We start from the raw sequence: 24,984 nt of genomic DNA on the forward strand, positions 1-24,984 counted from the left end.
ATGCCTGTCCTAAGTAAGTGTGACCTTCCCCGAGGGAGTGGCTCGACCGTGAAGACCCATCGCACCGGACGCTCCCGCGTCCTGGCCCTGTCCCTTCCGCTGTTCCTCGTGGCCGGCCTGGCCGCCTGCGGCTCCGACGACCCGGAGGACACCGACGCGGACGCCGCCGCGGAGCAGGACGCCGGCGCGGAGGACGAGACGGCCGACGACGCCGGCGACGACGACGCCGCCGACGACGGTGACGACGCGACCGAGGAGGAGACGACGGAGGAGGAGGCAGCCGGGGACTCTGACGGCGTCCTGACCGTGTACAGCGGCCGGGGTGAGGACCTGGTGCAACCGGTCATCGACCTCTTCGAGCAGGAGTCCGGGATCGAGGTGGAGGTGCGCTACGCCGGCACGGCGGAGTTGGCCGCCCAGCTGCTGGAGGAGGGCGACAACAGCCCCGCCCAGGCGTTCCTGGCCCAGGACGCCGGAGCCCTGGGGGCGTTGTCCGCCGGGGGAATGCTGGAGTCCCTGCCCCAGGAGACGCTGGACCTGGTCCCCGAGGCCTACCGCTCCAGCGCGGGGGACTGGGTCGGTGTCACCGGGCGGTCCCGCGTGCTGGTCTACCACGAGGAGAGCGTGTCGTCCGAGGAGCTGCCCGCCTCGGTGTTCGACCTGACCGGTCCGGACTGGACCGGACGGGTCGGCGTGGCCCCGACGAACGCCTCCTTCCAGGCCTTCGTCACCGCACTCCGGGTCGAGCACGGTGAGGACGAGGCGGCGGCCTGGCTGGCCGACCTGGCTGCCAACGACCCGGAGATCTACGACGGCAACGGCGCGATCCTGGCAGACGTGGAGTCCGGTGCCCTCGACGCCGGACTGATCAACCACTACTACCTCTTCGCCACCGCGGCCGAGGCCGGTGTGGCGCCGGAGGACCTCACGGCGACGTTGCACTTCTTCCCCGACGGGGACACCGGGGCGCTGGTGAACATCTCGGGCGCGGCCCTGATCGGTGCGCAGCCGGACGGTGACGCGCAGGCCTTCGTCGACTTCCTGCTCAGCGACCAGGGCCAGGAGTACTTCCGGGACCAGACCTTTGAGTACCCGATGGTCGACGGCATCGAGGCCCCCGAGGGTCTGCAGCCGCTGGAGGAGCTGCAGGTGCCCGACGTCGACCTCAACGACCTGGCCGACCTGGAGACGACCGTGGCCATGATCGCCGAGGCGGGTCTGGCCTGAGCCGCCGCAGCACCGCCCACCCGACGCTGACCGCCGGGGCCCTCGTGGCCTCGGCGGTCGCGCTGATCCCGCTCGCCTACCTGCTCGTCCGCACCCGCGACTTCGGGGCCGCGGCCTGGTGGGGCCAGGTGGCCACCGAGCGGGTTGTCGGGCTGGCCTCGCGCAGCCTGCTGCTCGCCGCCGTCGTCGCCGCGGGCTGTCTGGTGCTGGGGGTCGGTCTGGCCTACCTGGTGACCCGGACCGACCTGCCCTGGCGACGCGGGTTCGCCGTGCTGGCGGCCCTGCCACTGGCGGTGCCCAGCTATGTCGCCGCGTTCAGCTGGGTGAGCGTGGCCGACCTGTGGTCCTCGACCGCCCAGTTCACGGGCTTCTGGGCGGCGGCCACGGTGCTGACCCTCTATACCTACCCCTACGTCTACCTCCCGGTCGCCGCCGCCCTGGTCGGTGCCGACCAAGCGCAGGAGGAGGTGGCGCGCTCCCTGGGCCGGGGGCCGGGCAGCGTGCTGTTCCGGGTGACCCTGCCGCAGGTGCGCCCGGCGATCGTGGGTGGGGGACTGCTGGCCTCGTTCTACGTGCTGTCCGACTTCGGGGCGGTCTCCATCCTGCGCCTGGACACCTTCACGCGGGCGATCTTCACCGCCTTCAGCGCCGGGTTCAACCGCCTCGGCGCCGTCTCCCTGGCGACGGTCCTGCTGCTGATGACCACGGTCATCCTGCTCCTGGAGGCGCGCACCCGCAGGAGAGGGGCGCGCTACTCCAGGACGGGCACGGGAGCCCACGCCGCCCCGCGGGCCGCGCGGCTCGGACCGGGACGGTGGGTCGCCTTCGCGGGCACCTGTGCCGTCCTGCTCCTGGCGCTGGGTGTCCCCGCGACGGCGATGGTGCGCTGGTTCCGGGCCGGGGTGTCCCGCCCGGACTCGGTGGCCGACGTCGTGGCGGCCGCCAGCGGCTCGCTCACCGTCTCGCTCGCCGGGGCCGCCGTCACGGTGCTGCTGGCGCTGCCGCTCGGGATCCTGGTGGCCCGCCACCCCGGCCGGTTGTCCCGGTTGCTGGAAGGGGCGGCCTACCTGGCCTACTCCCTACCCGGCGTCGTGGTCGGCCTCTCCCTGGTCTTCTTCGGGATCAACGTCGTCCGACCCCTCTACCAGACGACCTGGCTGCTCGCGTTCGCCTACGCCACGCTCTTCCTGCCGCTGGCGGTGGCGGCGGTGGCCGGCGCGGCCGCACAGGCCCCGCCGTCGCTGGAGGAGGTGGGTCGGTCCCTGGGCAGCCGGCCGCTGCGGGTGTTCACCCGGATCACCCTGCCGCTCACCCTTCCCGGCATCGGTGCCGGCGCGGCGATGGTCTTCCTGACCTGCATGAAGGAACTCCCGGCCACCCTCCTGCTCCGACCGACGGGGCTGGACACCCTCGCCACCGAGCTATGGACCGCCACCGCCGCCGGACGCTACGCCGAGGCCGCCCCGTATGCCGTGTTGCTCGTCGTCCTCGCCGCCATCCCCACGTGGGTGCTCGCCACCCGCAGCGGGGTGCTGGCGGCCGCGGATCCGGTGCCGGTGCGGGTGGTCACGCCCGAGCGTCCGCCTGCGACAGTGGACGCATGAGTGGGATGACGCGGACATGAGCACGGTGGAGGTCAGCGGGGCCACCAAGCGGTTCGGGCACACCACCGCCCTGGCCGGCGTGGACCTCGCCCTGCCCTCGGGCCAGCTGATGGCCGTGCTGGGGCCTTCCGGCTGCGGCAAGACGACGCTGTTGCGCACCATCGCCGGCTTCGAGAGGCTGGACGGCGGCACCATCACCCTGGGGGACCGGGTGGTCGCCTCCCCGGCGGTGCACCTGCCGCCCCACCGGCGCCATGTGGCCGTGGTGCCGCAGGACGGTGCCCTTTTCCCGCACCTCGACGTCACGGCGAACGTCGGCTTCGGCCTCCCCCGGGACGCCGCCCGGCGTGGACGGGTCAGCGAGTGCCTGGAGCTCGTGGGCCTGTCCGGTCTGGGGGATCGGATGCCGCACGAACTGTCCGGCGGGCAGCAGCAGCGGGTGGCCGTGGCCCGGGCCCTGGCACCGAGACCGCCCCTGGTGCTGCTGGACGAGCCGTTCAGCGCCCTGGACGCCTCACTCCGGGCCGGGCTGCGAAGGGATGTGCGCGCGGCGCTGCGGGAGGACGGCGCCACGGCGCTCCTGGTGACCCACGACCAGTCGGAGGCCCTCTCCACGGCCGACCTGGTCGCGGTGATGCGGGACGGGACGATCCTGCAGACCGGGTCCCCGGGGGAGGTCTACCGGGAGCCTGTGGACACCTGGGTCGGCCGGTTCGTCGGGGAGGCGGTGGTGCTCCCGGTGCGGCGCGGGCCCGAGGGTGTCGGTGAGTGCGCGCTGGGCTCGGTCACCCTGGCCGCAACGCCGACGTCGCCTGCTGACCCGGAGGTGGTGCTGATCCGACCGGAGCAGGTCCGGCTCTCGGGCACCGCCTCGGGAGCCCCCGCGGTGGTGCGCGAGGTCGGCTACCACGGGCACGACGCCCTGGTCGGTCTCGACCTGGCCAGCGGTGACCGGGCCCTGATGAGGGTCACCGACGATGTCGTGGCCGGCGTGGTGGCCGGCACCGCGGTGCACGTCGAGGTGGTCGGCCCGGTCCGCGCCTTCGCCGCCCGGTGAACGGCGCCTGAACGCACCCTGAGAGAAGTCTCACCGCGGTCTCACCGCCGCTTCACGCACCGCTCCTACGGTGAGCCCTGAGCCCGGGAGACGACCCGGGTCGAGCCGGAGGCGGCCCCCCGCCTCCCCGCGAAAGGACAACTCTCGTGAAGCGCATGCTCAGCTCCGCGGCCGCCGGCCTCGTGCTGGTGGCCAGCCTCGGCCTGGCCGCCCCCGCAGCCCACGCCGGTGACCGCATCTGCACCGGCAAGATCGGTGCCGTCACGGTGGACGACAACATCAGGGTCCCCGCCGGGAAGACCTGCACCCTCGCCGGCACGAAGGTCAAGGGCAACATCGAGGTGAAGGGCAACGCGACCCTGAACGCCTCAAAGATCCGGGTGGACGGCAACATCCAGTCCCAGGGCCACAAGAAGGTCTCCGTGGTCGACGCCCGCGTCGAGGGCAACATCCAGCTCAAGAGCGGTGGGCAGGTCAACCTGCGCCGCAACACCGTCGACGGCGACATCCAGCTGTTCAGCAACAGGAAGTCGGGCAGCAAGTACGTCTTCAAGAACGTCGTCGACGGCAACCTGCAGTGCAAGTCCAACACCCCCGCGCCGACCGGCGGGCAGAATCGGGTGGACGGCAACAAGGAGAACCAGTGCAAGAAGCTGTGAGGCAGGCCGCCTGAGCCTGTGCCTGGTGTCTGACGCCGCGAGCGCAACCCACGGCACATGACGACGGCCCGGGACCGAGTTGCCGGTCCCGGGCCGTCGTGCGACTGGAGGTGGCCAGGGGCGGGGTCGAACCGCCGACCTTCCGATTTTCAGTCGGACGCTCGTACCAACTGAGCTACCTGGCCGGGCCTGCGCCGTCAGATCCACCTTCTCCGGCGATCTGACCTGCGCAAACAGGACGCCGGATCGCTCCGGCGCGGGTTCACTATACCTGATCCGAGCGAGTGGGCCGGCATCGTGGGCGCACCACCGACATCGGTCAGCCGGGCTCCCCGAAGGCCGTCTCCACCGCGCGGGCGAAGGCGAGGAGGGAGGGGTACTCCGCGTCCGGTGTGACCGCGGTGCCGGGATCCGGGGTGGCGCCCCAGCCCGGTCGGTCGTGACGGCGGTTGATCCACACCCCGGGGAGACCGAACTGCTGCGCAGGGGCGTGGTCGTGGAACAGAGACTGTGCCACGTGCAGCAGGCGACCGGTGAGGCCGCGCTCCGCGGCGCGGGCCACCAGCGCCTCGAAGTTGGCCGGGTCGGGCTTGTAGGACCCGATCTCCTCCGCGGTGAGGACGTCGTCGAAGGACACCCCGAGCCGCTGGTTGGATGCGGCGAACCCGGCTCGGTCGATGTTGGACAGGATGATGAGCCGGTAGTGCCGCTGCAGGATCTGCAGTGCCTCGGTGGAGTCCTCGAACGCCGGCCAGTCGGCGACCGAGGTCCCCAGGGCGTCAGCCTCCTCCTCGGAGACGGGGAGCCCCAACAACCGTCCCGTGCGGCGGAAGGCCTCGCGCAACGCGTCGGGGTAGTCGATGGTCGGGGTCTCCCGCAGGACGGCCGCCTCGCTCCCCGCGTAGGCCACGAGCAGGTCCTCGTCGGTCAGCTGCGGGTCGTGGGAGCGCGCCCACGGGCCGAGGACCGCGGCGATCCCGGCCTCCCAGTCGATGAGCGTTCCGTAGCAGTCGAAACTGAGCGCCTCGTAGTCGGTGAGATCAAGGGTCATAGCGTGCCTCCACGCGGATCGATCGGTCACCGGAGAACGCAAAGGGCCGCTGCTCTCGGCTGAGAGCAGCGGCCCCTCGGCTCTGCGACCTCGACGGGACTCGAACCCGCGACCTCCGCCGTGACAGGGCGGCGCGCTAACCAACTGCGCCACGAGGCCTGGTGTAGGCCGGTGTGCCTCCAGTGTCCCACGGAGGGACACCGCATCCCCAACGGGATTCGAACCCGTGTTACCGCCGTGAAAGGGCGGGGTCCTAGGCCGCTAGACGATGGGGACCTTGTCCTAACGATCCCTCGCCGCCAAGCGGAGCCCGGTTCCGTCGAGGACGTCGGGAAGCATACGTGAGCCGGGGCCCAAACTCCAAAGCGAGTGCTCGGTCAGGGTCACGACCCGCGATCAACGGCCGCGGCCGGTGAGCCGGGCCCAGAACCCGCGGCGTTGCGGAGGGGGCTGCGTGCTCTGGGCCGGAGGCGGGGCGCCCTCCGCCGGACGGGGCGCGACCGGCGGCTCGGAGGCGGCGCCCCCGGGCGGTAGCAACGGCTGGGCCGGGGACTCCAGCCACTCCTGACCCAGGCCGGTGCGGGCCTCGAGCAGGCCGAACAGCGAGTCCTCGTCCAGCCACTCCACCCCGCCTTCCTCGGGGAGCGCGTCGCCGTGGTCGACGGTGATGTCCTCGACGGAGCGGCCCCACTCCCGGCGCAGCCCCTCGGGGCCGTCGACCCGCCACCAGTAGCCGTCGGAGACCCCGGCGAACAGGGCCGTGACGACCTCCGTGCCCAGGGCACGGGCCAGGTCGGGTGCCACGTCGACCGCCGCCATCGAGGCGTCGATCAGGAGCACCCCCGCCGGCATCTCCACGGCAGCGATGCCCTCCAGGGGTGTCGTCGCCGCCTCGTCACCGGTCGTCGCGGTGCCGGTGGGCTGCCAGCCCTGCCCGGCCAGGTCCGCGATCGAGCGGTCGCGCACCACGATCAACAGCGTGTTCCAACTCATGACTCATTGCATCACGCCCGGGCTGGGTTCGCCCACGCGAGGAGTTCCGGTAGCGGCCAGGTGTTCACGACCCGGTCGAGGGGCACCCCGAGCCGTTGGGCGCGCTCGCAGCCGTAGGCCTGGAAGTCCAGTTGCCCGGGGGCATGGGCATCGGTGTCGATGGCGAACAGGCAATCGGTCTCGATCGCCAGCGTGAGTAGGTCGTCCGGCGGGTCGGTGCGTTCGGGACGGGAGTTGATCTCGACCGCCGTGCCCGACTCGGCACACGCCTCGAAGACGGCGCGGGCATCGAAGCTGCTCTGGGCTCGCGTGCCCCGGCCCCCCTCGACCAGTCGCCCGGTGCAGTGGCCCAGGATGTTGGTATGCCGATCGCCAACCGCCGCGATCATCCGCCGGGTCATCGCGGAGGACTCCATCTTCAGCTTGGAGTGGACGGAGGCGACGCGGACGTCCAGCTGGTCCAGCATCTCGCGGGTCTGGTCCAGCGAACCGTCGTCGAGGATGTCCACCTCGATCGCCTTCAGGAGCGTGAAGGACGGCCCGAGATGACGGTTGATGGCGTCGACGCGCGTGAGCTGCTTGGCCAACCGTGCCGCCGTCAGCCCATTGGCCACGGTCAGCCGGGGGGAGTGGTCGGTCAGGGCAAGGTACTCGTGGCCCAGCTCCATCGCGGAGGCGACCATCTCCTCGATGGGGCTGCCGCCGTCCGACCAGTCGGAGTGGCTGTGCAGGTCGCCCCGCAGGGCCGCGCGGACCTCCTCGCCTCCCTCCACGAGCGGACCGGCGGCCTCGGCCTCCAGCTCGGCCAGCTTGTCCGGGATCTCCCCGGCGACGGCCTGCTCGATGACCGTGGCGGTGGACGGGCCGATCCCGGGCAGGTCCTTGAGGGTGCCGTTGCGGACCCGGGCACGGACGTCGTCCTCGGGCAGGCCGAGCAGGGTCGAGGCGGCCTCCCGGTAGGCCTTGACGCGGTACGTCGACTGACGGCTGCGCTCGAGCAGGAACCCGATCCTGCGCAGGGCGTCCACCGGTTCGATGCTCATGGTGAGACGGTACGCGGCACCCGGCCCTCGTCATACCCTGTCCGGTGTGACCGAGCCCATCGTGCGGACCTCCCGCTTCGCCGACCTCACTCCCGCCGAGCTGTACGCGCTCCTGAGGCTGCGCGTGGACGTCTTCGTCGTCGAGCAGGAGTGTCCCTACCCCGAGCTGGACGGGCGCGACGACGAGGCCGGCACGGAGCACCTGTGGGTGGAGGTCGACGGCGCGGTCGCGGCGACCGTGCGCGTCCTCACCGACCCTGACTGCATGATCATCGGCCGGGTCGCCACCGCCGCGGGGCACCGTGGCCACGGCTACGCCGCGGTGCTGGTCCGCGAGGCGATCGACCGGATCGGTCCCCAGGAGATCCGGATCGGCGCCCAGGCCCACCTGGAGGGTTGGTACGGCCGGTTCGGCTTCGAGCGCAGTGGCCCCGACTACGTGGAGGACGGGATCCCGCACCTCCCGATGGTGCGCCGCGCCTGTGGATGAGCGCTCCGCGGTAGCCCCACCGCATGCCAGGCTGGGACCGGCCCGGGGGCCCGGGACAGCAGGTCCCGGCGCGGGCCGGGTGAGGGGGCACGATGACACAGGGGCACGGACGATCCAGGACCGGAGAGGCCAGGGCGCTGGTCCAGCTGTCGCGGGAGCTGATCGGGCGGGCATGGCGCCACGGCTGGCAACCGGCTGACCTGCACCGGTACCTGACCCGCACGCTCGGGGCCGCGCCGTTGGCGGTCCTGCCGGACGCGATGGCGGACGAGGTGCGCGGCTACCCGTCGGACTCGGTGGACCCGCGGTGGGACGCCCAGCTCCGGGAGCTCGGCGCGCGGGTCTGGTGGGGCAGGGAGACCGACTTCCCGTCCGCCCGGTGGGCCCGGGAGGGCGGCGAGTGGGCGACGGTCTACCGGGCGACCCGGGAGTTGCTGGTGGCGCTGTCGCGCCTGCCGGAGCTGGAGCGGATCGGGCCGCTGCCCGGCGAGGCCACCGCGACCGCACGGGCCGCCGCGGAGCGTGCCAGGGCCGCGGACGAGAGGATCCTGGGACGGGTCCGCGCGCTGCTGGCCAAGGCGGAGTCCACCACCTTCGAGGCGGAGGCCGAGACCTTCACGGCCGGGGCGCAGGCGCTGATGTCGCGGCACAGCATCGACGCCGCCATGCTCGATGCGGCCGACCCCGACGACACCGCCCCGGACGCCGTCCGGCTGGGCGTCGACCGTCCCTACGAGCAGGCCAAGGCGCTCCTGCTGTCGGTCGTCGCCGAGGCCAACCGGTGTCACGCCGTGTGGGCCCAGCAGTTCGGCTTCAGCACCGTGGTCGGGTTTGCCCCCGACCTGCGCGCGGTCGAGTTGCTGTTCACCTCCCTGCTGGTCCAGGCCAGCGCCGCCGTGCAGCGCGAGGGTCCGCGGGCCGAGCTGGGGGGCCGGTCCCGCACGCGTGCCTTCCGACACGCCTTCCTCACCTCCTTCGCCCAGCGGATCGGCGAGCGGCTCCGGGAGGTCGCCGCCGCCGAGGTGGACCTGGCGACCGGTGGCGGGGCCGACGGCACCGGCCCCGACGCCGGTGCGGCCGTGCGGGGCGCGCTCCAGGAGGGCACGGACCTGCCCCGAGGACGAGCGGGGGCGGACGTCCTCCCCGTGCTCGCGTCCCGCTCCGTCGCGGTGGAGCGGGCGACCCACGCGTTGTTTCCCCTCGTGAGACGCTCCACGAGCCGGGTGAGTGACCCGGAGGGCTGGCACCGGGGCCGGGCAGCGGCAGACCGGGCCGACCTGGCCCGTGGCGAGGCCCTGGGCAGGGGCAGCGCCTGATCAGTTCCGGGACACCGTGATGTCGCCGATCGAAGTCTGCAGGTCCAGCACCCGCTCCGATGCCGGGTCGTCGCCGACGGCGCTCCGGGTCTCCCCGATGGAGGTGCTGCTCTGCAGCCGGTAGGTGGCGTCGCCGGGGACCGTGACCCGCACGTCACCCGTGCTGGTCCGGACGCTGACCGCCTCGGGGACGACCACCTGGGTCATGTCGACATCGCCCACCGAACTGCGCAGGTCCACCGTGGCGCTGCCCGACTGCGCCACGGTGATGTCGCCGACGCTGGTGTGGGCGGTCAGGTTGCCCGCGACCCCGGTGACCGCGACGTCCCCGACGGCGGTCCGGACGTCCACGTCGGCCCCGGCGGGCACCACGATGTCCCAGGCGACCTCGCAGCGCTCCACCCAGTTCAGCCCCGTGCACCGGGCGTGCAGGGTGGCCCTGTCGCCGTCCGTCCGGACCTCGACGCGGGGCTCGCGGAAGCTGGAGCGGGCCACCGCGACCGCCCGGGGGGCCTCGTCGGGTCCGGCCGCCCGGATGGTCAGGCTGCCCACGTCGGAGTCGACGGTCACCCGGGTGGCCTCCGGGGGCAGGGTGTGCTGGGACTCCACCGTGTGCTCCAGCATCCGGGCGACGGCGGGCACCGCCAGCCCGAGGACGATGGCGACGGCGACGAGGGCCCCGAGGACGCGGAGCGCACGGCTGGTCGAGCGGGTCATGTCGGCTCCCCGGGGCTGTCCTGACCCAGCCACCGCAGGACGGCCAGCACCCTGCGGTGGTCCTGGTCGGTCGGCGGGAGGTCGAGTTTGCCGAAGATCGAGGAGACGTTCTTCTCCACCGCGCCGGCCCCGATGAAGAGGCGCTCGGCGATCGCGGCGTTGGTGCGTCCCTGCGCCATCAGGGCCAGCACCTCACGCTCCCGCGGCGTGAGCCGGGCCAGCGGATCGGTGTGGCGGGCCCGGGACAGCAGCTGGAGGACGACCTCGGGGTCCAGGACGGTCCCGCCCCTGGCGACCTCCCCGAGGGCGGCGATGAACTCCTTGGTGTCGGCGACCCGGTCCTTGAGCAGGTAGCCCACCCCCTTGGGTCGGCTGGCCACGAGCTCGGTGGCGTACTGCTCCTCGACGTACTGACTGAGCACCAGCACGGCGGTCTCGGGGTAGCGCTCGCGCACCTCCAGGGCGGCCCGGATCCCCTCCGAGGTGAAGGTCGGCGGCATCCGGACGTCGACCACGACGAGACCGGGACGGTGCTGCTCGACGGCGGTCAGGAAGGTCTCGGCGTCCGGGCAGGCGGCCACGACCTCGAAGCCGCCCTCGGTGATGAGGCGGACCAGGCCGTCGCGGAGCAGGACCGAGTCCTCGGCGAGGACCACGGGGACGGGGGTAGGCATCGGTGGCTCCTCAGAGTGGTCGGGCGGGTCGTTGGGGCAGGGTGATGAGGACGCGGGTGGGACCGCCTGGTGGGGAGGTGACCTGCATCGTGCCGTCGACGGCGGTGACCCGCTGCCGCAGCCCGAGGAGGCCGGTGCCGTGGCGGGGGTCGGCACCACCGACGCCGTCGTCCTCGACGTCGACCACGAGCACCGGCGGGTCCAGGTCGGACTCCAGGGAGAGCCGGACGACGGCCCGCTCCGCCCGGGCGTGCTTGGCGACGTTGGTGAGTAGCTCGGAGACGCAGAAGTAGGCGATCGCCTCGGTGGTCGGGTCGAGCCGGCCGACGCCGCCGGCCTCGATCCGGACCGGGACGGGGGAGCGGGCGGCGAGCGCGGAGACGGCCGAGTCCAGCCCCCGGTCGGCCAGGATCGGCGGGGTGATCCCACGCGCGACCTGACGCATCTCCACGATCGCCTCCTTGGACGCCAGGTGGGCCTTGTCGAGCAGCTCCGCCGCGCCGCCGGGGTCCTCGGCCAGACGCTCCCGGGCCATGCCCAGGTCCATCGCGATCGCCACGAGACGTTGCTGGGGCCCGTCGTGCAGGTCGCGCTCGATCCGCCGCCGCTCGGACTCGACGGAGTCGACGGTCTCGGCGCGTGACTGGGACAGGGTCTGCACCCGCTCGGACAGCCGGGCGATCTCGACGTCCGGGTCCACCCCCAGCAGCGACCGGGCAAGGAGGGTGTCGACCACCGTCAGGTGGCGGGAGAGCACCGGGAGCAGCAGCAGGGTGCCCAGCGCCACCAGCCACGTCACCACGCGCTCGCCGGTGGTGCTGACGTTGATCAGCCACAGCACCGTCATCCCCTCCTGGGGGATCCGGGTCGCGTAGAGCGGCATGGCCAGCAGTGCCAGGGCCGTGGCCGCGAGTCCGGCGACGAACGTCCCGGTCAGCACCCCCCAGAGTGCGTGCAGCGCGGTGAAGGCCGCCGACCGGCGGTGCACCCGGGTCAGGCCCAACACCTGGACCCACCCCGGCTCCGGTCGGTGGTTGTCCGGGCGGATCCTGGTGCCGGTGAACACCTCGATCCGCGCCAGCTCCTCGCGGGCGAAGAGCCGGGCCAGCCAGAGGGCGGGGACCAGGAGCACCAGGCCGGCCCCGGCCGCGGCGAGCAGGAGCGTCCCCACCAGGAGGCACAGGGCGATCGTGAGGGCCAGGAGGCCGGTCACCAGGTTGAGGACGAGGAAGACCACGTGCTGCCAACCCTCGGCCCACAGACGGCGCTGCGGGGTGCGGGTCGGAGCGGGTGCCATGCCTCAACAGTAGGGACGGGGCAGGCCGGGGGGCACCCGAGCAGCCCCCGTGCCGGGGTGGGGGTAACCCCCCGGTGGATCCGGGCGCCGGCGCCAGTGTGCCGGCGCAGCGGCGTCGCCAGTCTGGATCCATGACCCCGAACCAGGACCCCAGCACGGTGCTCGTGGACGTCGCGGACGTCCCACCAGCGCAGGACTACGACCAGACGAGGCGCACCCCGGACGTGGCGCCCGGCGCCCACCGACCCGAGCGCCCCGACCCTCCCCGCAGCGCGCTGACCCTGTGGTCGGTGCGGCACCGCTGGCTGGTGCTCCTTGGCTCCCTGCTCGTCGTGGTGGCCGGCGTGGCTGTCACCGTCGGCGTGGGCATCGAGACCCAGGAGCACGGCGGACAGCTGGTCGGGGACTCGGCGGTGGCCGCGGAGGTCGTCGACGGTGCCGACTTCGGCGAGGTCCCGACCGAGTTCGTCATCGTCACCGACCCGGAGGGGCCCCTGGCCCCCGGGGAGGCGGCCGACCTCGCGCGCGAGCTCTCCACGGCATACGAGGGTGTGCCGGGGGTCGTCGACGCCGGCGAGCCCTTCCCGGGGGTCGACGGCAGCCTGGTCCTCCCGCTGGAGATGGTGGCCGATGGGGACGGGGTTGCGGCCGAGCTCGATCCTGCGCTGGCCGTCACCCAGGACCTGGCCGCCGCCCACCCCGGGCTCGAGGTCGGACAGTTCGGGCAGGGTTCGCTGGATGCCGAGGTCAACCAGACCATCGGTGAGGACTTCGTCAGGGCGGAGATCTTCTCCGTGCCGGTCACCCTGTTCATCCTGCTGGTGGCCTTCGGGGCGGTCGTGGCAGCCGGGGTGCCGCTCGTGCTGGGGTTGGGGAGCGTGGCCGTGGCGCTGGGGCTCACGGCGCTGGTCTCCACCGGGGTGGTGGCCGTCGACCCGAACAGCCAGAGCCTCGTGCTGCTCATCGGGCTCGCCGTCGGGGTCGACTATGCGCTCTTCGTGCTGCGCCGCGCCCGGGAGGAACGGCTCGCGGGTGCGAGCGTGCAGGACTCGATCGTCATCGCCGGGGGCACCGCCGGTCGCGCCGTGGCCATCTCGGGGTTGACCGTGGTGATCGCGATGTCCGGCATGCTCGTCGCCGGCGGCATGTTCACCTCCCTCGGGCTTGGCGCCATGCTCGTGGTCGGCGTCGCGGTGCTGGCCGCCACGATCACCCTCCCGGCGGTCCTTGCCGTCCTGGGGGACAAGGTGGAGGGGCTGCGTCTGCCCTTCACCCGGCGCCGGGAGGCGCGGCGCGGCTCCGTGCACAGCTTCTGGGGCAGACTCGCCGGGCGCGTTACCCGTCGCCCGCTCGCCTGGGCCGCTGTCGTCGGCACCGTGCTCGTCGCGCTGACCGTCCCGGCGTTCGGGATGCGCACCGCCCTCGGTGGGGTGGAGACGCTGCCGCAGGACCTGGCGTCGGTGCGCGCCTACCACCAGTTCCAGCAGGCCGTGCCGGCCGACTCCGACGCCGTCCAGGTCGTGGTCCGCGCACCCGCCGACGCTGCGGCGGACGTCGAGGAGGCGCTGCTCGCGGCCGGTGAGACCGCCGGGTCCCTGGACCTGGTGAGCGCGGCCGACGACCACGTCCAGACCTCGGCCGACGGCACGGTCAGCCTGTGGAACATCGGCCTGTCGGTCAACGGCAGCGACGACCGGCTGCCGGAGCTCGTCGAGCAGGTGCGCGCCGAGGTGGTGCCCGAGGTGCGGTCCGCCCTGGACGGGGTCCCCGACGTCGAGATCCACCTGGGTGGGCAGGCCGCGGTCACCGACCTCACCGGCTGGATGGACGACCGGTTGCCCTGGGTGGTCGGGTTCGTGCTCGCGCTCACGCTGGTCGTGATGACCGTCTCGTTCGGGTCACCGGCCCTGGCCGTGGTCACGGTGGCCCTCAATGCCCTGTCGGTCGGCGCCGCGTACGGGGTCATGACGCTCGTCTTCGGAGGGACGTGGGCCGAGGGGCTGCTCGACTTCACCTCCACCGGCTCCATCGCCGCGTGGCTGCCGCTCATGCTGTTCGTGCTGCTCTTCGGTCTGTCGATGGACTACCACATCTTCGTGACCAGTCGGGTGCGGGAGGCCCGCGATGCCGGTGCCTCGCCCCGGGACGCGATCCGGCTCGGGCTGGCCCGCTCCGCGGGCGTGGTGACCAGCGCCGCGGCGGTGATGGTCGGGGTGTTCTCGATCTTCGGGACCCTGTCGATCCTGGACATGAAGCAGCTGGGCGTCGGCCTGGCCGTGGCGATCCTGCTCGACGCCACGATCGTGCGCGGCATCATGCTCCCGGCGCTGCTCGGGCTGTTGGGCGACCGGGCGCACACCGGTCCGTCCTGGCTCCCGAGGTGGCACCACTGAACTCTCGCGGTGGCGTCCCTGCCAGGTGGGCACGGCAGAATGGCTGTCATGCCCACCTGGCGCCCCCTGACCCCCGACGACGTGCCGGCCCTGACGGTGCTGTTCAACACGGTCGCCGAGGCCGATGACACGGGGGACTCGGCCCCCGAGGAGGTGGTCGCGGAGGTCTTCACGATGCCTCGCTTCGACCCGGCCGCGGACACCGTCTCTGCATGGGACGGGCAGGACCTGGTGGGTGCCGGCTTCGTCGTGGTCCGGGACGACCTGGTCGAGGGCCGGGCGATGGCCTCCCTCCAGGGTGCCATCCACCCCAGCCGTCGGGGGGAGGGGCTGGGCGCGGCGCTGCTGTCCCGCCTGGAGCGGCGCGGCACCGCGCTGGCCCGAGAGCGTCTGCCCGGGGCGTCGGTCCGGCTCCGCACCTCGGGTGGGCTGGCGGACTCCACGGCCCAGCGGCTGCTGGAGCAGCAGGGCTACGTCCCCGACAACTACTTCCAGACGATGGAGGCGGACCTGGCGTCGTGGGCCGATCCCGGGCTGCCCACGACGGCGGTGGTGCCTCGCGACGAGCACTGGGAGGCGGTCCGCCTGGCGCACAACGACGCCTTCCGGGACCACCGCAACTCCAGCCCCATCGCTGCGGATCAATGGGCGCACTGGGGCGCGTCGGTGGCCTACCGGGAGGAGCTCAGCCGGATCGTGCTGCACGGTGACCGGGTCGTGGCCTACGCCGTGGCCAGCGAGTACGTGCCCGGCACCGTCCACATCGACCTGGTCGGCACCCGCCGCGAGGCGCGGGGTCGGGGCCTGGGCAAGGACGTGCTCCTGGCCGCGCTCCGGGCCGCCCGGGAGGCGGGGAAGCAGACCAGCGAGCTCGAGGTGGACAGCACCAGTCCGACCGGGGCGGACCGGCTCTACACCTCCGTCGGGTACCGGACCGTGCGGGTGATCTCCCGGTACCAGCGGGACGTCGCGGAGGCGTGAGCCCGCGGTGGGTCCGGGCTCATCCCACCCCGCACTGCCGATCGGCAAGGACCCGCAGTAGGTTCGTCGGAGACGACCGGTTTCCCCCACCCGCACAGGAGGCCCCACGATGGTCCAGCGTCAGGCGCCCAAGCCCGAGGAGATCTTTGAGCTGCTGAAGTTCAAGAAGGTCGAGCTCAACGGCAAGAAACGACGGCTCCAGTCCGCCCTGACCATCGAGGACCTCCGGCGGATCGCGAAGCGACGCACCCCCGCCGCCGCGTTCGACTACACCGACGGTGCCGCGGAGGGCGAGTTCTCCCTCACCCGCGCCGTCGAGGCGTTCGAGGACGTCGAGTTCCATCCCGCGATCCTCAACGACGTCTCCCAGGTCAACACCTCGACCACGATCCTGGGCGGACACCTCCGCGCTGCCCTTCGGCATCGCGCCGACCGGATTCACCCGCCTCATGCAGACCGAGGGCGAGATCGCCGGTGCCGGTGCGGCGGGGGCTGCCGGCATCCCGTTCACCCTGTCCACCCTGGGGACAACCTCGATCGAGGACGTGAAGGCGGCCAACCCGCACGGACGCAACTGGTTCCAGCTCTATGTGATGCGCCAGCGGGAGATCTCCTACGGGCTGGTCGAGCGCGCCGCCCGGCGCCGGCTTCGACACCCTGTTCTTCACCGTCGACACCCCCGTCGCCGGTGCCCGCCTGCAGGGACGCCCGCAACGGCTTCTCCATCCCGCCGCAGCTCAGCCTGAAGACGGTGGCCAACGCGCTCCGTCGCGCCCCTGGTGGTGGTACGACTTCCTCACCACCCCGAAGCTGGAGTTCGCCTCCCTCTCCGAGACGGGGGGCACCGTCGGCGAGCTGCTCAACTCGGCGATGGACCCGACGATCAACTTCGAGGACCTCGGCCGATGATCCGGGCCATGTGGCCCGGCAAGCTCGGTCATCAAGGGGGTGCAGACTCTCGAGGACGCGAAGAAGCTCACCGACCTGGGGGTCGACGGCGATCCTGCTTTCCAACCACGGCGGTCGTCAGCTGGACCGGGCTCCCGTGCCGTTCCACCTGCTGCCCGAGGTGGCGCGCGAGGTCGGCCAGGACGTCGAGGTCGATGTTGGACACCGGCATCATGCAACGGCGCCGACGTGGTGGCCTCGCTGGCCCTCGGCGCCAAGTTCACCCTCATCGGCCGGGCCTACCTCTACGGCCTGATGGCCGGCGGGCGCGAGGGTGTCGACCGTGCCATCCAGATCCTCGCCGACCAGGTGCGGCGCACCATGCAGTTGCTGCAGGTCTCCACGGTGGAGGAGCTCAACCCCTCCCACGTCACGCAGCTGACCCGGTTCAACCGGGTGGACTACCGGGGCGGCGTCACCGAGTCGCGCTGATCCGGCCCGGCCTGGTCCCCGGTCCGGGCGGCCTGGCTGCGTCGCAGGGTCCGGGCACCGGCGAGCGAGAGCAGCATGGCGGCGAACGTCGCGCCGAGCGCCACGGCGAACGCGGGCTGGTGGCCGCCCCGGTCGGCGAGCTGTCCGGCGAGGCTGGACCCGAGGGCGTAGCCCAGGCCGGTGGTCGCCGCCAGCACGGTCATCGCCGCACCCAGTCGCTGGGCCGGGGTGATCCGCTCGGCGAGGGTGAAGGTCGTGATCATGGACGGGGCGATGGCCACCCCCAGCACGAGGAGGGCGATGGCCAACCCGCCGAGCCCGGTGACGGCCAGCAGCGGCAGCGCGAGCACCGGCAGGGCGGTGGTGAAGACGCGCAGCCGGCTCTCGTAGCGGAAGGTGTCGGGCACGGCCACGACCGCCAGCCCGGCAGCGACGCTGCCGACCCCGAGGAGGGCGTGGAACAGTCCGGTCAGACCCGGCTCCCCGGCGTCCGTCGCCAGCACGGAGGTGCCGGTCTGGACCGAGCCGAAGATCATCCCGATGGACAGCTGCACGAGGGCGAGGACGGTCAGACCGGCGATGGGGACGCGAGCCCCCGCCTGCACCGAGGACCGCGCCGCCCGGCTGACCAGGCGGGCTGTCGGGTGCACCGCGAACCAGGTGCCGAAAGCGCCGAGGAGGGCCGCGGCGGTGAGGATGGCTGCTCCCGGATTCAGGAGCGCGGCAACGGCTCCGACCAGGGCGGGGCCCAGCACGAAGGAGGCCTCGTCGGCCGCGCCCTCGTAGGAGAACGCGGCGTCGACGACGTCGCGGCGCTCGGCGTTGCGGTCCCGGCTGATGGGCCGCCAACGGACCCGCGCCATGGTCCCGACCTGGGGGGTGAAGGCCCCGGCCACGGCAGCCACCGCGGCCAGTGGCCACCAAGGGTCGCCGGGCGCGTACTGCGCCGTGAGGAGGACGAGCACCGCCATGCCGGTGGCGCCGACCACGGACTGGACGATGAGGACCGGCCGCTGGCCGAGACGATCGGTCAGTGCTCCGGCGATGGGGGAGCAGATCGCGTTGGCGACCGCGAGGGCTCCGGCGGCCGCGCCCCCCGCTCCGTAGGATCCGGTGACACCGCTGACCAGCAGCAGGGTGCCCAACTGGGACATCGCCAACGGGAGGCGTCCGAGGAAGGCGACCGCGACATACAATGGTCCGGTGAGGGCGAAGAGGCGGCGGTAGGTCGCCACGGGTGACAAGGCTTCTCCTGGGGTGCGGCTGGTCCGCACCATCCCGCCCCTGGTGCCAAAACCCTGTGCTTGGCCCCCATCCTACCGCGCACGTGCGGGCGGGTGCACCTCAACGCAGTGGCACCAGACCGGTGCGGTAGGCCATGACCACCGCCTGGGTCCGGTCCCGGGCGCCGAGTTTGGCCAGCAGCCGGGACATGTGGGTGCGCACGGTCTCGACGCCGAGGAAGAGCTCCGCGGCGATCTCGGGGTTGGACATCCCCCCGGCCACCAGCGTGAGCACCTCCAGCTCGCGCTCGGTCAGCTCCGGGCCCTGGTATGCCGTGGGGCGGGTCACGTGGGTCAGCGCCAGGGACCGCAGGGCCTCGGGGAAGACGAGGTGCTCGCCCGCGGCGACGGTGCGCACCGCGGTGACGATCGCCTCGGCGGAGGACCTCTTGAGCAGGAACCCGGACGCCCCGGCCTGCAGCGCCGCGAAGACGTAGTCGTCACTCTCGAAGGTGGTGACGACCAGCACCCGTGGCGGGTGGTCCGCGGACATCAGCCGCTCGGTCGCCCGGATCCCGTCGACGCCCGGCATCCGGACGTCCATGCACACCACGTCCGGTCGGAGCCGGCGGGCGGCGCTAACAGCCTCGGCGCCGTCCTCGGCCTCCCCGACCACCTCAAGGTCGGGCTCGAACTCCAGGATGGTGCGCAGCCCCTGACGGACCAGGGGTTCGTCGTCGGCGAGGAGCACGGAGACCCGGCGGTCAGCCACGGCGGACTCCCCTCGGCAGGCTGGCGTGCACGGTCCAGGTCGAGGCTACCGGGCCGGCATCCAGCCGGCCTCCGACCAGCTCGACCGCCTCGCGCAGTCCCGACAGCCCCCTGCCGACCCGGGGCGGGTCAGTGCCGCTCCCGGCCGGCGGGCGGGGGCTCCGGACGGTCACCTCCAGCTCGTCGCCACGGTCGGCGACCTCGAGGTGGACTGTGCCGTCGCCGGCGTGCTTGGCCGCGTTGGTCAACGCCTCCGCGCAGACCCGGTATGCCGTGCGGCTGGGGACCCCGGGCAGGTCACCGGGGTCGGCGTCCACCCGGACAACCAGGTCCATGCCGCGGGCGCGGTGCTCATCCACCAGGTCAGGGAGCCCGGTAAGGTCCGCCCCTGCGACCGTCCGCACCGGCCGGCGGTCGGCGGCGGGGTCGTCGTGCGGGTCCCGCCGCGCTTGGGGCTCGGCCGGGTCCTCCCGCAGCACCGCCAGCGCGTGGTCCAGCTCCTCGACCGCACGGTCGGCCAGCTCCGCGATGGTCCGCAGCGCTTCCGGCGCGTTCGTCGTCGTGCCGGAGTGATCCCCGGCGGCAGCCCGCTCCAGGACCCGGCGGGCCGCGGCTGCCTGCAGCGAGATGGCGCTCAGCGAGTGGCCCACGCCGTCGTGCAGGTCCCGCGACACCCGACGGTAGCCGCGCTCCCGGGCCAGTCGCTGCTCGGCCAGCGCGAGGCGGTCCTCCCCGAGCGGCCCCAGCAGCAGGGGCGCCGACCACGCGGCACCCACTCCGCCCGCGACGATCAGGCCGATCGACCCGGCAGTGATCGCGGCCGCGGCCGACACCAGCCCGACCCAGCCGAGCAGCGTCCCCGGCCGGTCGATCGTCAGGCCCGGCGCCTGCAGGCTGCCGGCGCCGACCACGATCATCAGGAGGGTCACCACGGTGAGCGCGCACAGCACGAGGAGCAGCCCTGCCAGGACGCCGATCACCTGGTGCAGGAACGTCCACAGTGCGGTCCGGACGCGGTGGGGCGCTCGCATCGGCTCGGGGACCATGACCCCGTCGACCCCGAGGAGGGACTGGGCTCCGGCGACCTGGATCTCCCGCACCCCGGGGAGCAGGCCCACTAGGGCCATCGGCACCAGGGTCATCACCAGGAACAGCCAGGTGATCACGTCGGTGGCCTGGGGCTGGAGCGGTGCGTAGATCGCGCTGGCCAGGATGAGGAAGGCGCCGGCGACCGCACCGCCGAGGAGCAGGAACACGGTGCGGCGCACCAGGGGGCGGGCCTGGGCGGTGCGGGATCCCTCCGTGGCCGAGGCTCCGCCGTCAGGGCGCACCGGTTGGCTCCTCCTCGTCGCCGACCGGCACCACCGGCTCCCCGGCGGTCCGGCCCGGGTCCCGGTGGAGCGCCCGGAGCGCGCGGCACAGGCCGAGCAGGGCGAGGTTGATCAGCACCGGCAGGAAGCCGATGAACTGGGCGTCGAGCAACTGGAAGAACTGCACCACCAGGAGCTGCACGAGCAGGCTCGCCTCGAAGACGGTCAGCGCGGGCCCGACTCGGTCGCGCAGCCAGAGCCATAGGCCCAGCAGCGCCCCCACCACCGACAGGAGGGCGAAAGCGAGGTAGACGGTGTTGCGCACCGTGACGTCCTGCGCGAACTGCCAGACCGGGGCGATGAGGGAGAGCAGGGCGAAGCCGGTGAACAGGAACACCGCGGCCTGGCGCACCAGGTCGATGCGGGGCAGAGCGACGATGGCCGATCGCAGCGCGGTGTAGCCCCGCACCAGCAGGGAGCGGCTCTCCGGTTGGGCGGGCAGCGTCTCCAGGGTCCGCAGCAGGGCGGCGGCCATCGGGTCGCCCGGCCCGACCTCCCGCAGGAGGCTCACGGCGCGGGCCCGTTCGGTCTCGTCCAGATCGTGTGCGGCCGACTCCTTGAGCAGCTCGACGGCGTTGACCACCCGTTCCCGGTCGGTCAGCGGTCGGCGTTGCACGACGAAGTCGACGATCAGGTACATCCCCACGAACGTGCCGTAGATGATGGCGGCCACCGGCTCGTAGAAGTAATTGTTGTCCCCGGTGACGAACTTGCCCACCTCGTCGATGAAGAGGCCGAAACCGACACCGCCGACCAGCGCCGCCACGTTGCGCATCGTCCGACTGAGGAAGAGGAAGCACAGCAGCAGCCCGATGAGCATCCCCAGCCCGCCCCAGAGCAGATGCGCCAGGTGCAGGGTGCCCCCGCCGATCTGGGGGTAGTTGGTCAACTCCAGGTAGATGCGTGTGGCCGCGATCGAGGCCACGGCGCTGACCAGGAAGATCTCGAACCGGTCACCGCCCTCGGCATCCCGGACTGGCAGGGGGGAGTGGGCGCCCCGGTCGTGCGGCCTGTCGGGCTGGTCGGTCATCGACTCAGGGTATGCCGGGGGCGGACCGGGGAGGTATGCCGAGGGCCGCCCGGGTCTGGCCCGGGCGGCCCTCGTGTGGTGCTGACCGCAGGTGCGTCAGGCGGTCACTGCTGCTGCTGGCGCTGACCGCGCGCCGCCTGGGTCGCCTGCTGGGCGACCTGGGCGGCCTGCTGCACGACCTGCTCCTTGGCCTCGCCGGACTGCGCGGGGCGCAGCGCCTTGCGGGACCGGGTGGACTCGGCCTGGATCTGCGGCAGCAACTGGGCCATCAGCAGCGTGGACAGCGCCGAGTTGTCACCACCCTCCTGGTCGGTGTGCACGATGACCGGCCGCGGGGCGGCCTCGGCCAACTGGGCGCCGACGTCGAGACGACGGCGCGCCAGCTCGTACTCCAGCACGGCCCGGTTGTCGCGGTAGGCCGTGGCGAGCTGCTCCTGGGCCTTGGCCTCACCCTGGGCGGCCACCAGGTTGGTCCGCGCTCCGGTCTCGATCTCGTACCGAATCTTCTGGGCCTCGGTCTCACGCTCCTCCAACATCTGGGCGACGTCCTTGCGGGCCTTGTTCAGCGCCGCGCTGACCTCGACGATCTTGGCGTCGCGGACCTTCTTGGACCGCTCGATCTCCATGAGCAGGGTGTCGATCCGGCGTTTGCGCGCCAGCTCCCACTCCTTCTCGTAGGCGACGAGTTCCTTGGAGACGCGCTCCCGGGTCGACAGGTGCTCGCGGTACTGGTCCGGCAGCTGCACGTCCGGGATGTTGCAGCCCATGATCTGCACGCCGTAGCGGGTCAACTGCCGGTTCAGCAGCTCCTGCATGTCCTTCACGTCACTGCCGCGCAGGTCGTAGGCCCGCTCGGTGTGCACCTGACGGCTGCGCTGCCGGATGGCGTCCTGCACCGAGTTGGACAGCACCAGGTCGAAGTTGCCCGCCCCGATCGTCTGCACGAAGCGGAGCGCGTCGATGATCCGGAACCGCAGGAAGAACTCGATGGACTTCAGCGGCACGTTCTCGTGCGTCGGGCTGGACAGGACGGGTGCGGCATACGGGATCTCGGTGGTGACGTCGACCACGTAGGCGACGCGGGCCCACGGGTGCCACAGGTAGTGACGTCCGGGGGACAGGCCGGGGCCGGAGATGGCGCCGAACTTGGTGAGCACCCCGACGGTGCCCTCCTCGATCTCCACGATCGAGGAACGCCACCACCACAGGGCCGACAGCAGGATGGCGATGACCGCGACGGCGATCGCCGTCCCGCCGAGCCCGCCGTGGTCGGTGGCGATGAGCATGATCCCGCTGAACAGGGCCCAGAGGGCGAACCAGACCAGGGTCACCCACTTCAGCCCCCGCGAGTCCTTGGGAATGACGACGGGCACCACGGCACCCTGCTCGCCGCCGCGCAGCAACCGCGCGACGTCTCCCCACCCGGCCAGGGCCTCCTTGATGGAGGACATCCCCTGGCCACGGGCCATCTGCTGTGCTTGTGCGGCTCCGCCGCCTGGGATCTCAGCCACGGTCACCCTCCTCCGGGTTGGTCACGCCGCGCATCTGCTGCCGGCTTCGCTCGATGAACTGCTGGGCCCGGCTCTGGCCCTGGGCGGGCGGCTGGCCCTGACCCTGCTGGCCCTGGGCGGGCGGCTGGCCCTGACCCTGGGGAGCGCCCCACTGCGGGGGCTGACCCGGCTGGGGCTGTCCCTGCGGCCCGTTCCACTGTTGGGGGCCACCCTGGGGCGGACCCTGGCGCTGGCCACCCTGGGGCTGGCCACCCTGGGGCGCGCCCTGCTGGGGGCGGGCCGGACCGCTGGGCGGTGCCTGCGCGGGGCGCTGCGGCTCGCGGGCCGCTTCCGGCTGGCGGGCCGTCTCCGGCTCGGGCGCTGCCGCCGGCTGGGCGGGCTCCGGCGGTGCCGCGGGCGTCTCAGGGGTCTCTTCGGCCCCGGAGACGGAGCGGCGGATCTCCTCCATCCGCTCCTCGCCGGGCACGTGGTCGTCGGAGGTCTCCGAGACGATCTCGACGGTGGTCTCCTCCGGCGGCTCGAGCAGGTGCTCGATCTCCTTGGACCGCCCCTCGATCCGCTGGGCGATCTCGTCGGTGCGCTTCTGGAGCGCCTCCATGTCCTCCAGGGAGAACAGGTTGGCGTCGGAGCCACCGACCAGGCCACGGGCGATCCCGAGGAAGTCCACGCCCTCGCTGTCGCCACCGACGCGCACGATCTGGGGCAGGGAGTCGGCCAGCGACTCCAACTTGTCCAGCACGTCCCGCTGGTAGCGGTAGTCCAGGATCTCCGGGGCCAGGGCGGCGCTCCGCGCGCGGATGTCCAGGGCCTGGGCCTCCAGCAGCGCCGCGTTGGCGTGTGCCGTCGACTCCGCCTCGACGAAGCGCTGGCGTGCCGTCGCGTCGGCCCGGTTGGTCTCCCGCTCCAGGGCGGTGTCCATCTGGGCCTGGTAGCGGGCCACGTCCGCCTGGATGGCCGAGAGCGTCTCGTTCAGCGAGGCGAGGTCCTTGTTGAGGTCACCCTCGTTCTGCTCCTTGCGCAGGTTCAGCTCGTACTCGTAGGTGTAGGCCTCCTTGGCCACCCGGACCATCTCCGGGGCCGCCAGGTCCATCCGGTACTCCTGCGCCGACGGCTCTGCGTGGGTGATGTTGGCGGTGGTCAGTTCCACGGCCGGGGCGAACTGGGAGTTCAGCTGCTCCAGGAGGCGGGTCGTGCTCTCGCCCACCAGGTCGTAGATGCCGGAGGCCTCCTGCTCATAGATCAGGGACCGCGTGGTCTCGGAGATGGCGTTGTTCAGCTTGTCCTGGAAGCCGTTGACCGCACCGAGGACGAAGACGAACTCGCGGGCGCTGACGATCCGGAACTGTAGGAACAGGTCGACCGAGGCCTGCACACCGGACTTGGTCGGGGCCTGCCGGATCGGGGCGTTGAAGGGGTACTCCCGCGTCGTGTTCACGATGTAGGAGACCCGCTTCCACGGGTTCCACAGGGTGACCCGGCCGGGGCCCACCTCGGCCTCCACCTTGCCGAACCGGGAGATCAGCGCGGTGCAGCCCTCGGGAACCATGACCATGCCCTGGCGCCACCACATGAACGCGGCGATCAGCAGCACGATGATCCAGTAGTGCACCCCGAAGAGAGCGCCGCTCATGTCGTCGGTCGGCAGCAGGATGACGTAGCCGATGATGCCGACGATGATGAGCAGGATCACCGGCATGAGTGCGCGCAGCTTGCGGCCGCGGGGCATCACCATCGGGGTGATCACGTGCACAGGCCCGTTCGGGCCCATCTCGTAGTGGCTGCGGGAGAGCTTCTCCGAGGCGTCGTCCAGGGAGCAGGACTCGGCCTGGATCCGGGTGCCGGCGGACGCGCCGTTCTCCCGGGCGGTCGGGAAGTCGCCCGGCGACAACCCGAAGCCGTCGTCTCCCACGGCCTGCTGGGCGACGTTCTGGACGGTCTGTCCCACGACGTCGCGTACGTCCGCGCCGCCCGCTACCTGCCGGGCGGCGTCGATGAACTGTTGGGCCCTACTCACGGTGCATCCCCTCTATCCTTCCGGTCCACGGCGCATCGGGGCGCCGGTCGTGCAGAGTCTGTCACAGCACAGACGGCAGGCCCCCGTCCACGGTTCCGTCGCTCCGGCCACCCGTGAGGTCTTGCCACCTCCGCCGGATCGCGTACCGTTCGGAGTGCCTGCCCACCAGACGCCGCTGATCGC

General features: G+C 72.4%; 22 protein-coding genes, 3 tRNA genes and 2 pseudogenes. 12 read left to right on the top strand and 15 right to left on the bottom strand.

The window, feature by feature from the left end:
- The first annotated feature begins 48 nt into the window (after positions 1–48).
- From AC1QRC_RS04915 to AC1QRC_RS04930, 4 genes are all read left to right on the top strand, one after another.
- Positions 49–1,227 carry an iron ABC transporter substrate-binding protein gene (locus AC1QRC_RS04915; RefSeq protein WP_484205688.1) on the top strand — a complete coding sequence of 393 codons (1,179 nt, stop codon included), beginning with the start codon at positions 49–51 and terminating at the stop codon, positions 1,225–1,227.
- A 44-nt stretch (positions 1,228–1,271) separates the two neighbouring features.
- Positions 1,272–2,831 carry an ABC transporter permease gene (locus AC1QRC_RS04920; RefSeq protein WP_484205689.1) on the top strand — a complete coding sequence of 520 codons (1,560 nt, stop codon included), beginning with the start codon at positions 1,272–1,274 and terminating at the stop codon, positions 2,829–2,831.
- A 16-nt stretch (positions 2,832–2,847) separates the two neighbouring features.
- A complete protein-coding gene (locus tag AC1QRC_RS04925) occupies positions 2,848–3,888 on the top strand; it encodes an ABC transporter ATP-binding protein (protein WP_484205690.1) in 1,041 nt (346 codons plus the stop codon).
- Between the two features lie 155 nt (positions 3,889–4,043).
- On the top strand, positions 4,044–4,547 hold the full coding sequence (locus AC1QRC_RS04930; protein ID WP_484206575.1) for a hypothetical protein: 504 nt from the start codon (positions 4,044–4,046) through the stop codon (positions 4,545–4,547).
- 111 nt (positions 4,548–4,658) lie between these two features.
- Here AC1QRC_RS04930 and AC1QRC_RS04935 read toward each other — a convergent pair.
- The 6 genes from AC1QRC_RS04935 to AC1QRC_RS04960 all read right to left on the bottom strand — a co-directional run bounded on the left by AC1QRC_RS04935 (position 4,659) and on the right by AC1QRC_RS04960 (position 7,634).
- Positions 4,659–4,732: transfer RNA gene (locus AC1QRC_RS04935), tRNA-Phe, on the bottom strand.
- A gap of 134 nt (positions 4,733–4,866) precedes the next feature.
- A complete protein-coding gene (locus tag AC1QRC_RS04940) occupies positions 4,867–5,598 on the bottom strand; it encodes a haloacid dehalogenase type II (protein WP_484205691.1) in 732 nt (243 codons plus the stop codon).
- Between the two features lie 85 nt (positions 5,599–5,683).
- Positions 5,684–5,757, bottom strand: a tRNA-Asp gene (locus AC1QRC_RS04945).
- Between the two features lie 44 nt (positions 5,758–5,801).
- Positions 5,802–5,874 (bottom strand) — tRNA-Glu (locus tag AC1QRC_RS04950).
- Positions 5,875–5,994: 120 nt separating this feature from the next.
- The gene (locus AC1QRC_RS04955; RefSeq protein WP_484205692.1) at positions 5,995–6,591 is read right to left on the bottom strand and encodes a hypothetical protein; all 597 of its coding nucleotides are present in this window, start codon (positions 6,589–6,591) and stop codon (positions 5,995–5,997) included.
- 11 nt (positions 6,592–6,602) lie between these two features.
- Positions 6,603–7,634, bottom strand: coding sequence for a PHP domain-containing protein (locus AC1QRC_RS04960; RefSeq protein WP_484205693.1), 1,032 nt, complete (start codon positions 7,632–7,634; stop codon positions 6,603–6,605).
- Between the two features lie 46 nt (positions 7,635–7,680).
- Between AC1QRC_RS04960 and AC1QRC_RS04965 the strand changes: the two genes are divergently transcribed.
- Entirely contained in the window at positions 7,681–8,124 is a 444-nt protein-coding gene (locus AC1QRC_RS04965) for a GNAT family N-acetyltransferase (RefSeq protein WP_484205694.1), read from the top strand.
- Positions 8,125–8,216: 92 nt separating this feature from the next.
- The gene (locus AC1QRC_RS04970; RefSeq protein ID WP_484205695.1) at positions 8,217–9,440 is read left to right on the top strand and encodes a DUF2786 domain-containing protein; all 1,224 of its coding nucleotides are present in this window, start codon (positions 8,217–8,219) and stop codon (positions 9,438–9,440) included.
- Here the strand turns inward: AC1QRC_RS04970 and AC1QRC_RS04975 are convergent, their stop codons facing one another.
- The 3 genes from AC1QRC_RS04975 to AC1QRC_RS04985 are packed head-to-tail and all read right to left on the bottom strand — an operon-like array spanning position 9,441 to position 12,128.
- The gene (locus tag AC1QRC_RS04975; protein WP_484205696.1) at positions 9,441–10,157 is read right to left on the bottom strand and encodes a DUF4097 family beta strand repeat-containing protein; all 717 of its coding nucleotides are present in this window, start codon (positions 10,155–10,157) and stop codon (positions 9,441–9,443) included.
- Complete coding sequence (locus tag AC1QRC_RS04980; RefSeq protein WP_484205697.1) at positions 10,154–10,831, bottom strand: response regulator transcription factor; 678 nt, start codon at positions 10,829–10,831, stop codon at positions 10,154–10,156. Before AC1QRC_RS04980 ends, AC1QRC_RS04975 begins: the two co-directional genes overlap by 4 nt.
- A gap of 10 nt (positions 10,832–10,841) precedes the next feature.
- Positions 10,842–12,128 (bottom strand): sensor histidine kinase, encoded by a 1,287-nt coding sequence (locus AC1QRC_RS04985; protein WP_484205698.1) that lies wholly within the window; start codon positions 12,126–12,128, stop codon positions 10,842–10,844.
- Between the two features lie 131 nt (positions 12,129–12,259).
- On the opposite strand from AC1QRC_RS04985, the gene AC1QRC_RS04990 reads away from it, so the two are divergent.
- From AC1QRC_RS04990 to AC1QRC_RS05015, 6 genes and pseudogenes are all read left to right on the top strand, one after another.
- Positions 12,260–14,521, top strand: coding sequence for an MMPL family transporter (locus tag AC1QRC_RS04990; RefSeq protein ID WP_484205699.1), 2,262 nt, complete (start codon positions 12,260–12,262; stop codon positions 14,519–14,521).
- Between the two features lie 48 nt (positions 14,522–14,569).
- Positions 14,570–15,502 carry a GNAT family N-acetyltransferase gene (locus AC1QRC_RS04995; protein ID WP_484205700.1) on the top strand — a complete coding sequence of 311 codons (933 nt, stop codon included), beginning with the start codon at positions 14,570–14,572 and terminating at the stop codon, positions 15,500–15,502.
- 109 nt (positions 15,503–15,611) lie between these two features.
- A pseudogene (locus AC1QRC_RS05000) lies at positions 15,612–15,842 on the top strand (alpha-hydroxy-acid oxidizing enzyme); the annotation flags it as partial.
- A gap of 109 nt (positions 15,843–15,951) precedes the next feature.
- Positions 15,952–16,248, top strand: a complete 297-nt coding sequence (locus AC1QRC_RS05005) for an alpha-hydroxy-acid oxidizing protein (protein WP_484205701.1) — start codon at positions 15,952–15,954, stop codon at positions 16,246–16,248.
- Positions 16,249–16,262: 14 nt separating this feature from the next.
- A pseudogene (locus AC1QRC_RS05010) lies at positions 16,263–16,706 on the top strand (alpha-hydroxy-acid oxidizing protein); the annotation flags it as partial.
- Positions 16,640–16,882 carry an alpha-hydroxy-acid oxidizing protein gene (locus tag AC1QRC_RS05015; protein WP_484205702.1) on the top strand — a complete coding sequence of 81 codons (243 nt, stop codon included), beginning with the start codon at positions 16,640–16,642 and terminating at the stop codon, positions 16,880–16,882. The pseudogene AC1QRC_RS05010 and the gene AC1QRC_RS05015, both read left to right, overlap by 67 nt.
- Here the strand turns inward: AC1QRC_RS05015 and AC1QRC_RS05020 are convergent.
- The 6 genes from AC1QRC_RS05020 to AC1QRC_RS05045 form a co-directional block, all read right to left on the bottom strand.
- The gene (locus AC1QRC_RS05020) at positions 16,852–18,117 is read right to left on the bottom strand and encodes an MFS transporter (RefSeq protein WP_484205703.1); all 1,266 of its coding nucleotides are present in this window, start codon (positions 18,115–18,117) and stop codon (positions 16,852–16,854) included. The two genes, AC1QRC_RS05015 and AC1QRC_RS05020, sit on opposite strands and share 31 nt — an antisense overlap.
- 109 nt (positions 18,118–18,226) lie before the next feature.
- Positions 18,227–18,877, bottom strand: a complete 651-nt coding sequence (locus AC1QRC_RS05025) for a response regulator transcription factor (RefSeq protein WP_484205704.1) — start codon at positions 18,875–18,877, stop codon at positions 18,227–18,229.
- Positions 18,870–20,207, bottom strand: a complete 1,338-nt coding sequence (locus AC1QRC_RS05030) for a sensor histidine kinase (RefSeq protein WP_484205705.1) — start codon at positions 20,205–20,207, stop codon at positions 18,870–18,872. Before AC1QRC_RS05030 ends, AC1QRC_RS05025 begins: the two co-directional genes overlap by 8 nt.
- Positions 20,197–21,276, bottom strand: a complete 1,080-nt coding sequence (locus tag AC1QRC_RS05035) for a hypothetical protein (RefSeq protein ID WP_484205706.1) — start codon at positions 21,274–21,276, stop codon at positions 20,197–20,199. The genes AC1QRC_RS05030 and AC1QRC_RS05035 overlap by 11 nt, the downstream gene beginning before the upstream one ends.
- A 104-nt stretch (positions 21,277–21,380) precedes the next feature.
- On the bottom strand, positions 21,381–22,787 hold the full coding sequence (locus tag AC1QRC_RS05040) for an SPFH domain-containing protein (protein WP_484205707.1): 1,407 nt from the start codon (positions 22,785–22,787) through the stop codon (positions 21,381–21,383).
- Positions 22,780–24,801, bottom strand: a complete 2,022-nt coding sequence (locus AC1QRC_RS05045) for an SPFH domain-containing protein (RefSeq protein ID WP_484205708.1) — start codon at positions 24,799–24,801, stop codon at positions 22,780–22,782. The genes AC1QRC_RS05040 and AC1QRC_RS05045 overlap by 8 nt, the downstream gene beginning before the upstream one ends.
- Positions 24,802–24,984: the final 183 nt, after the last annotated feature.

This window comes from Ornithinicoccus sp. (genome assembly GCF_057176825.1).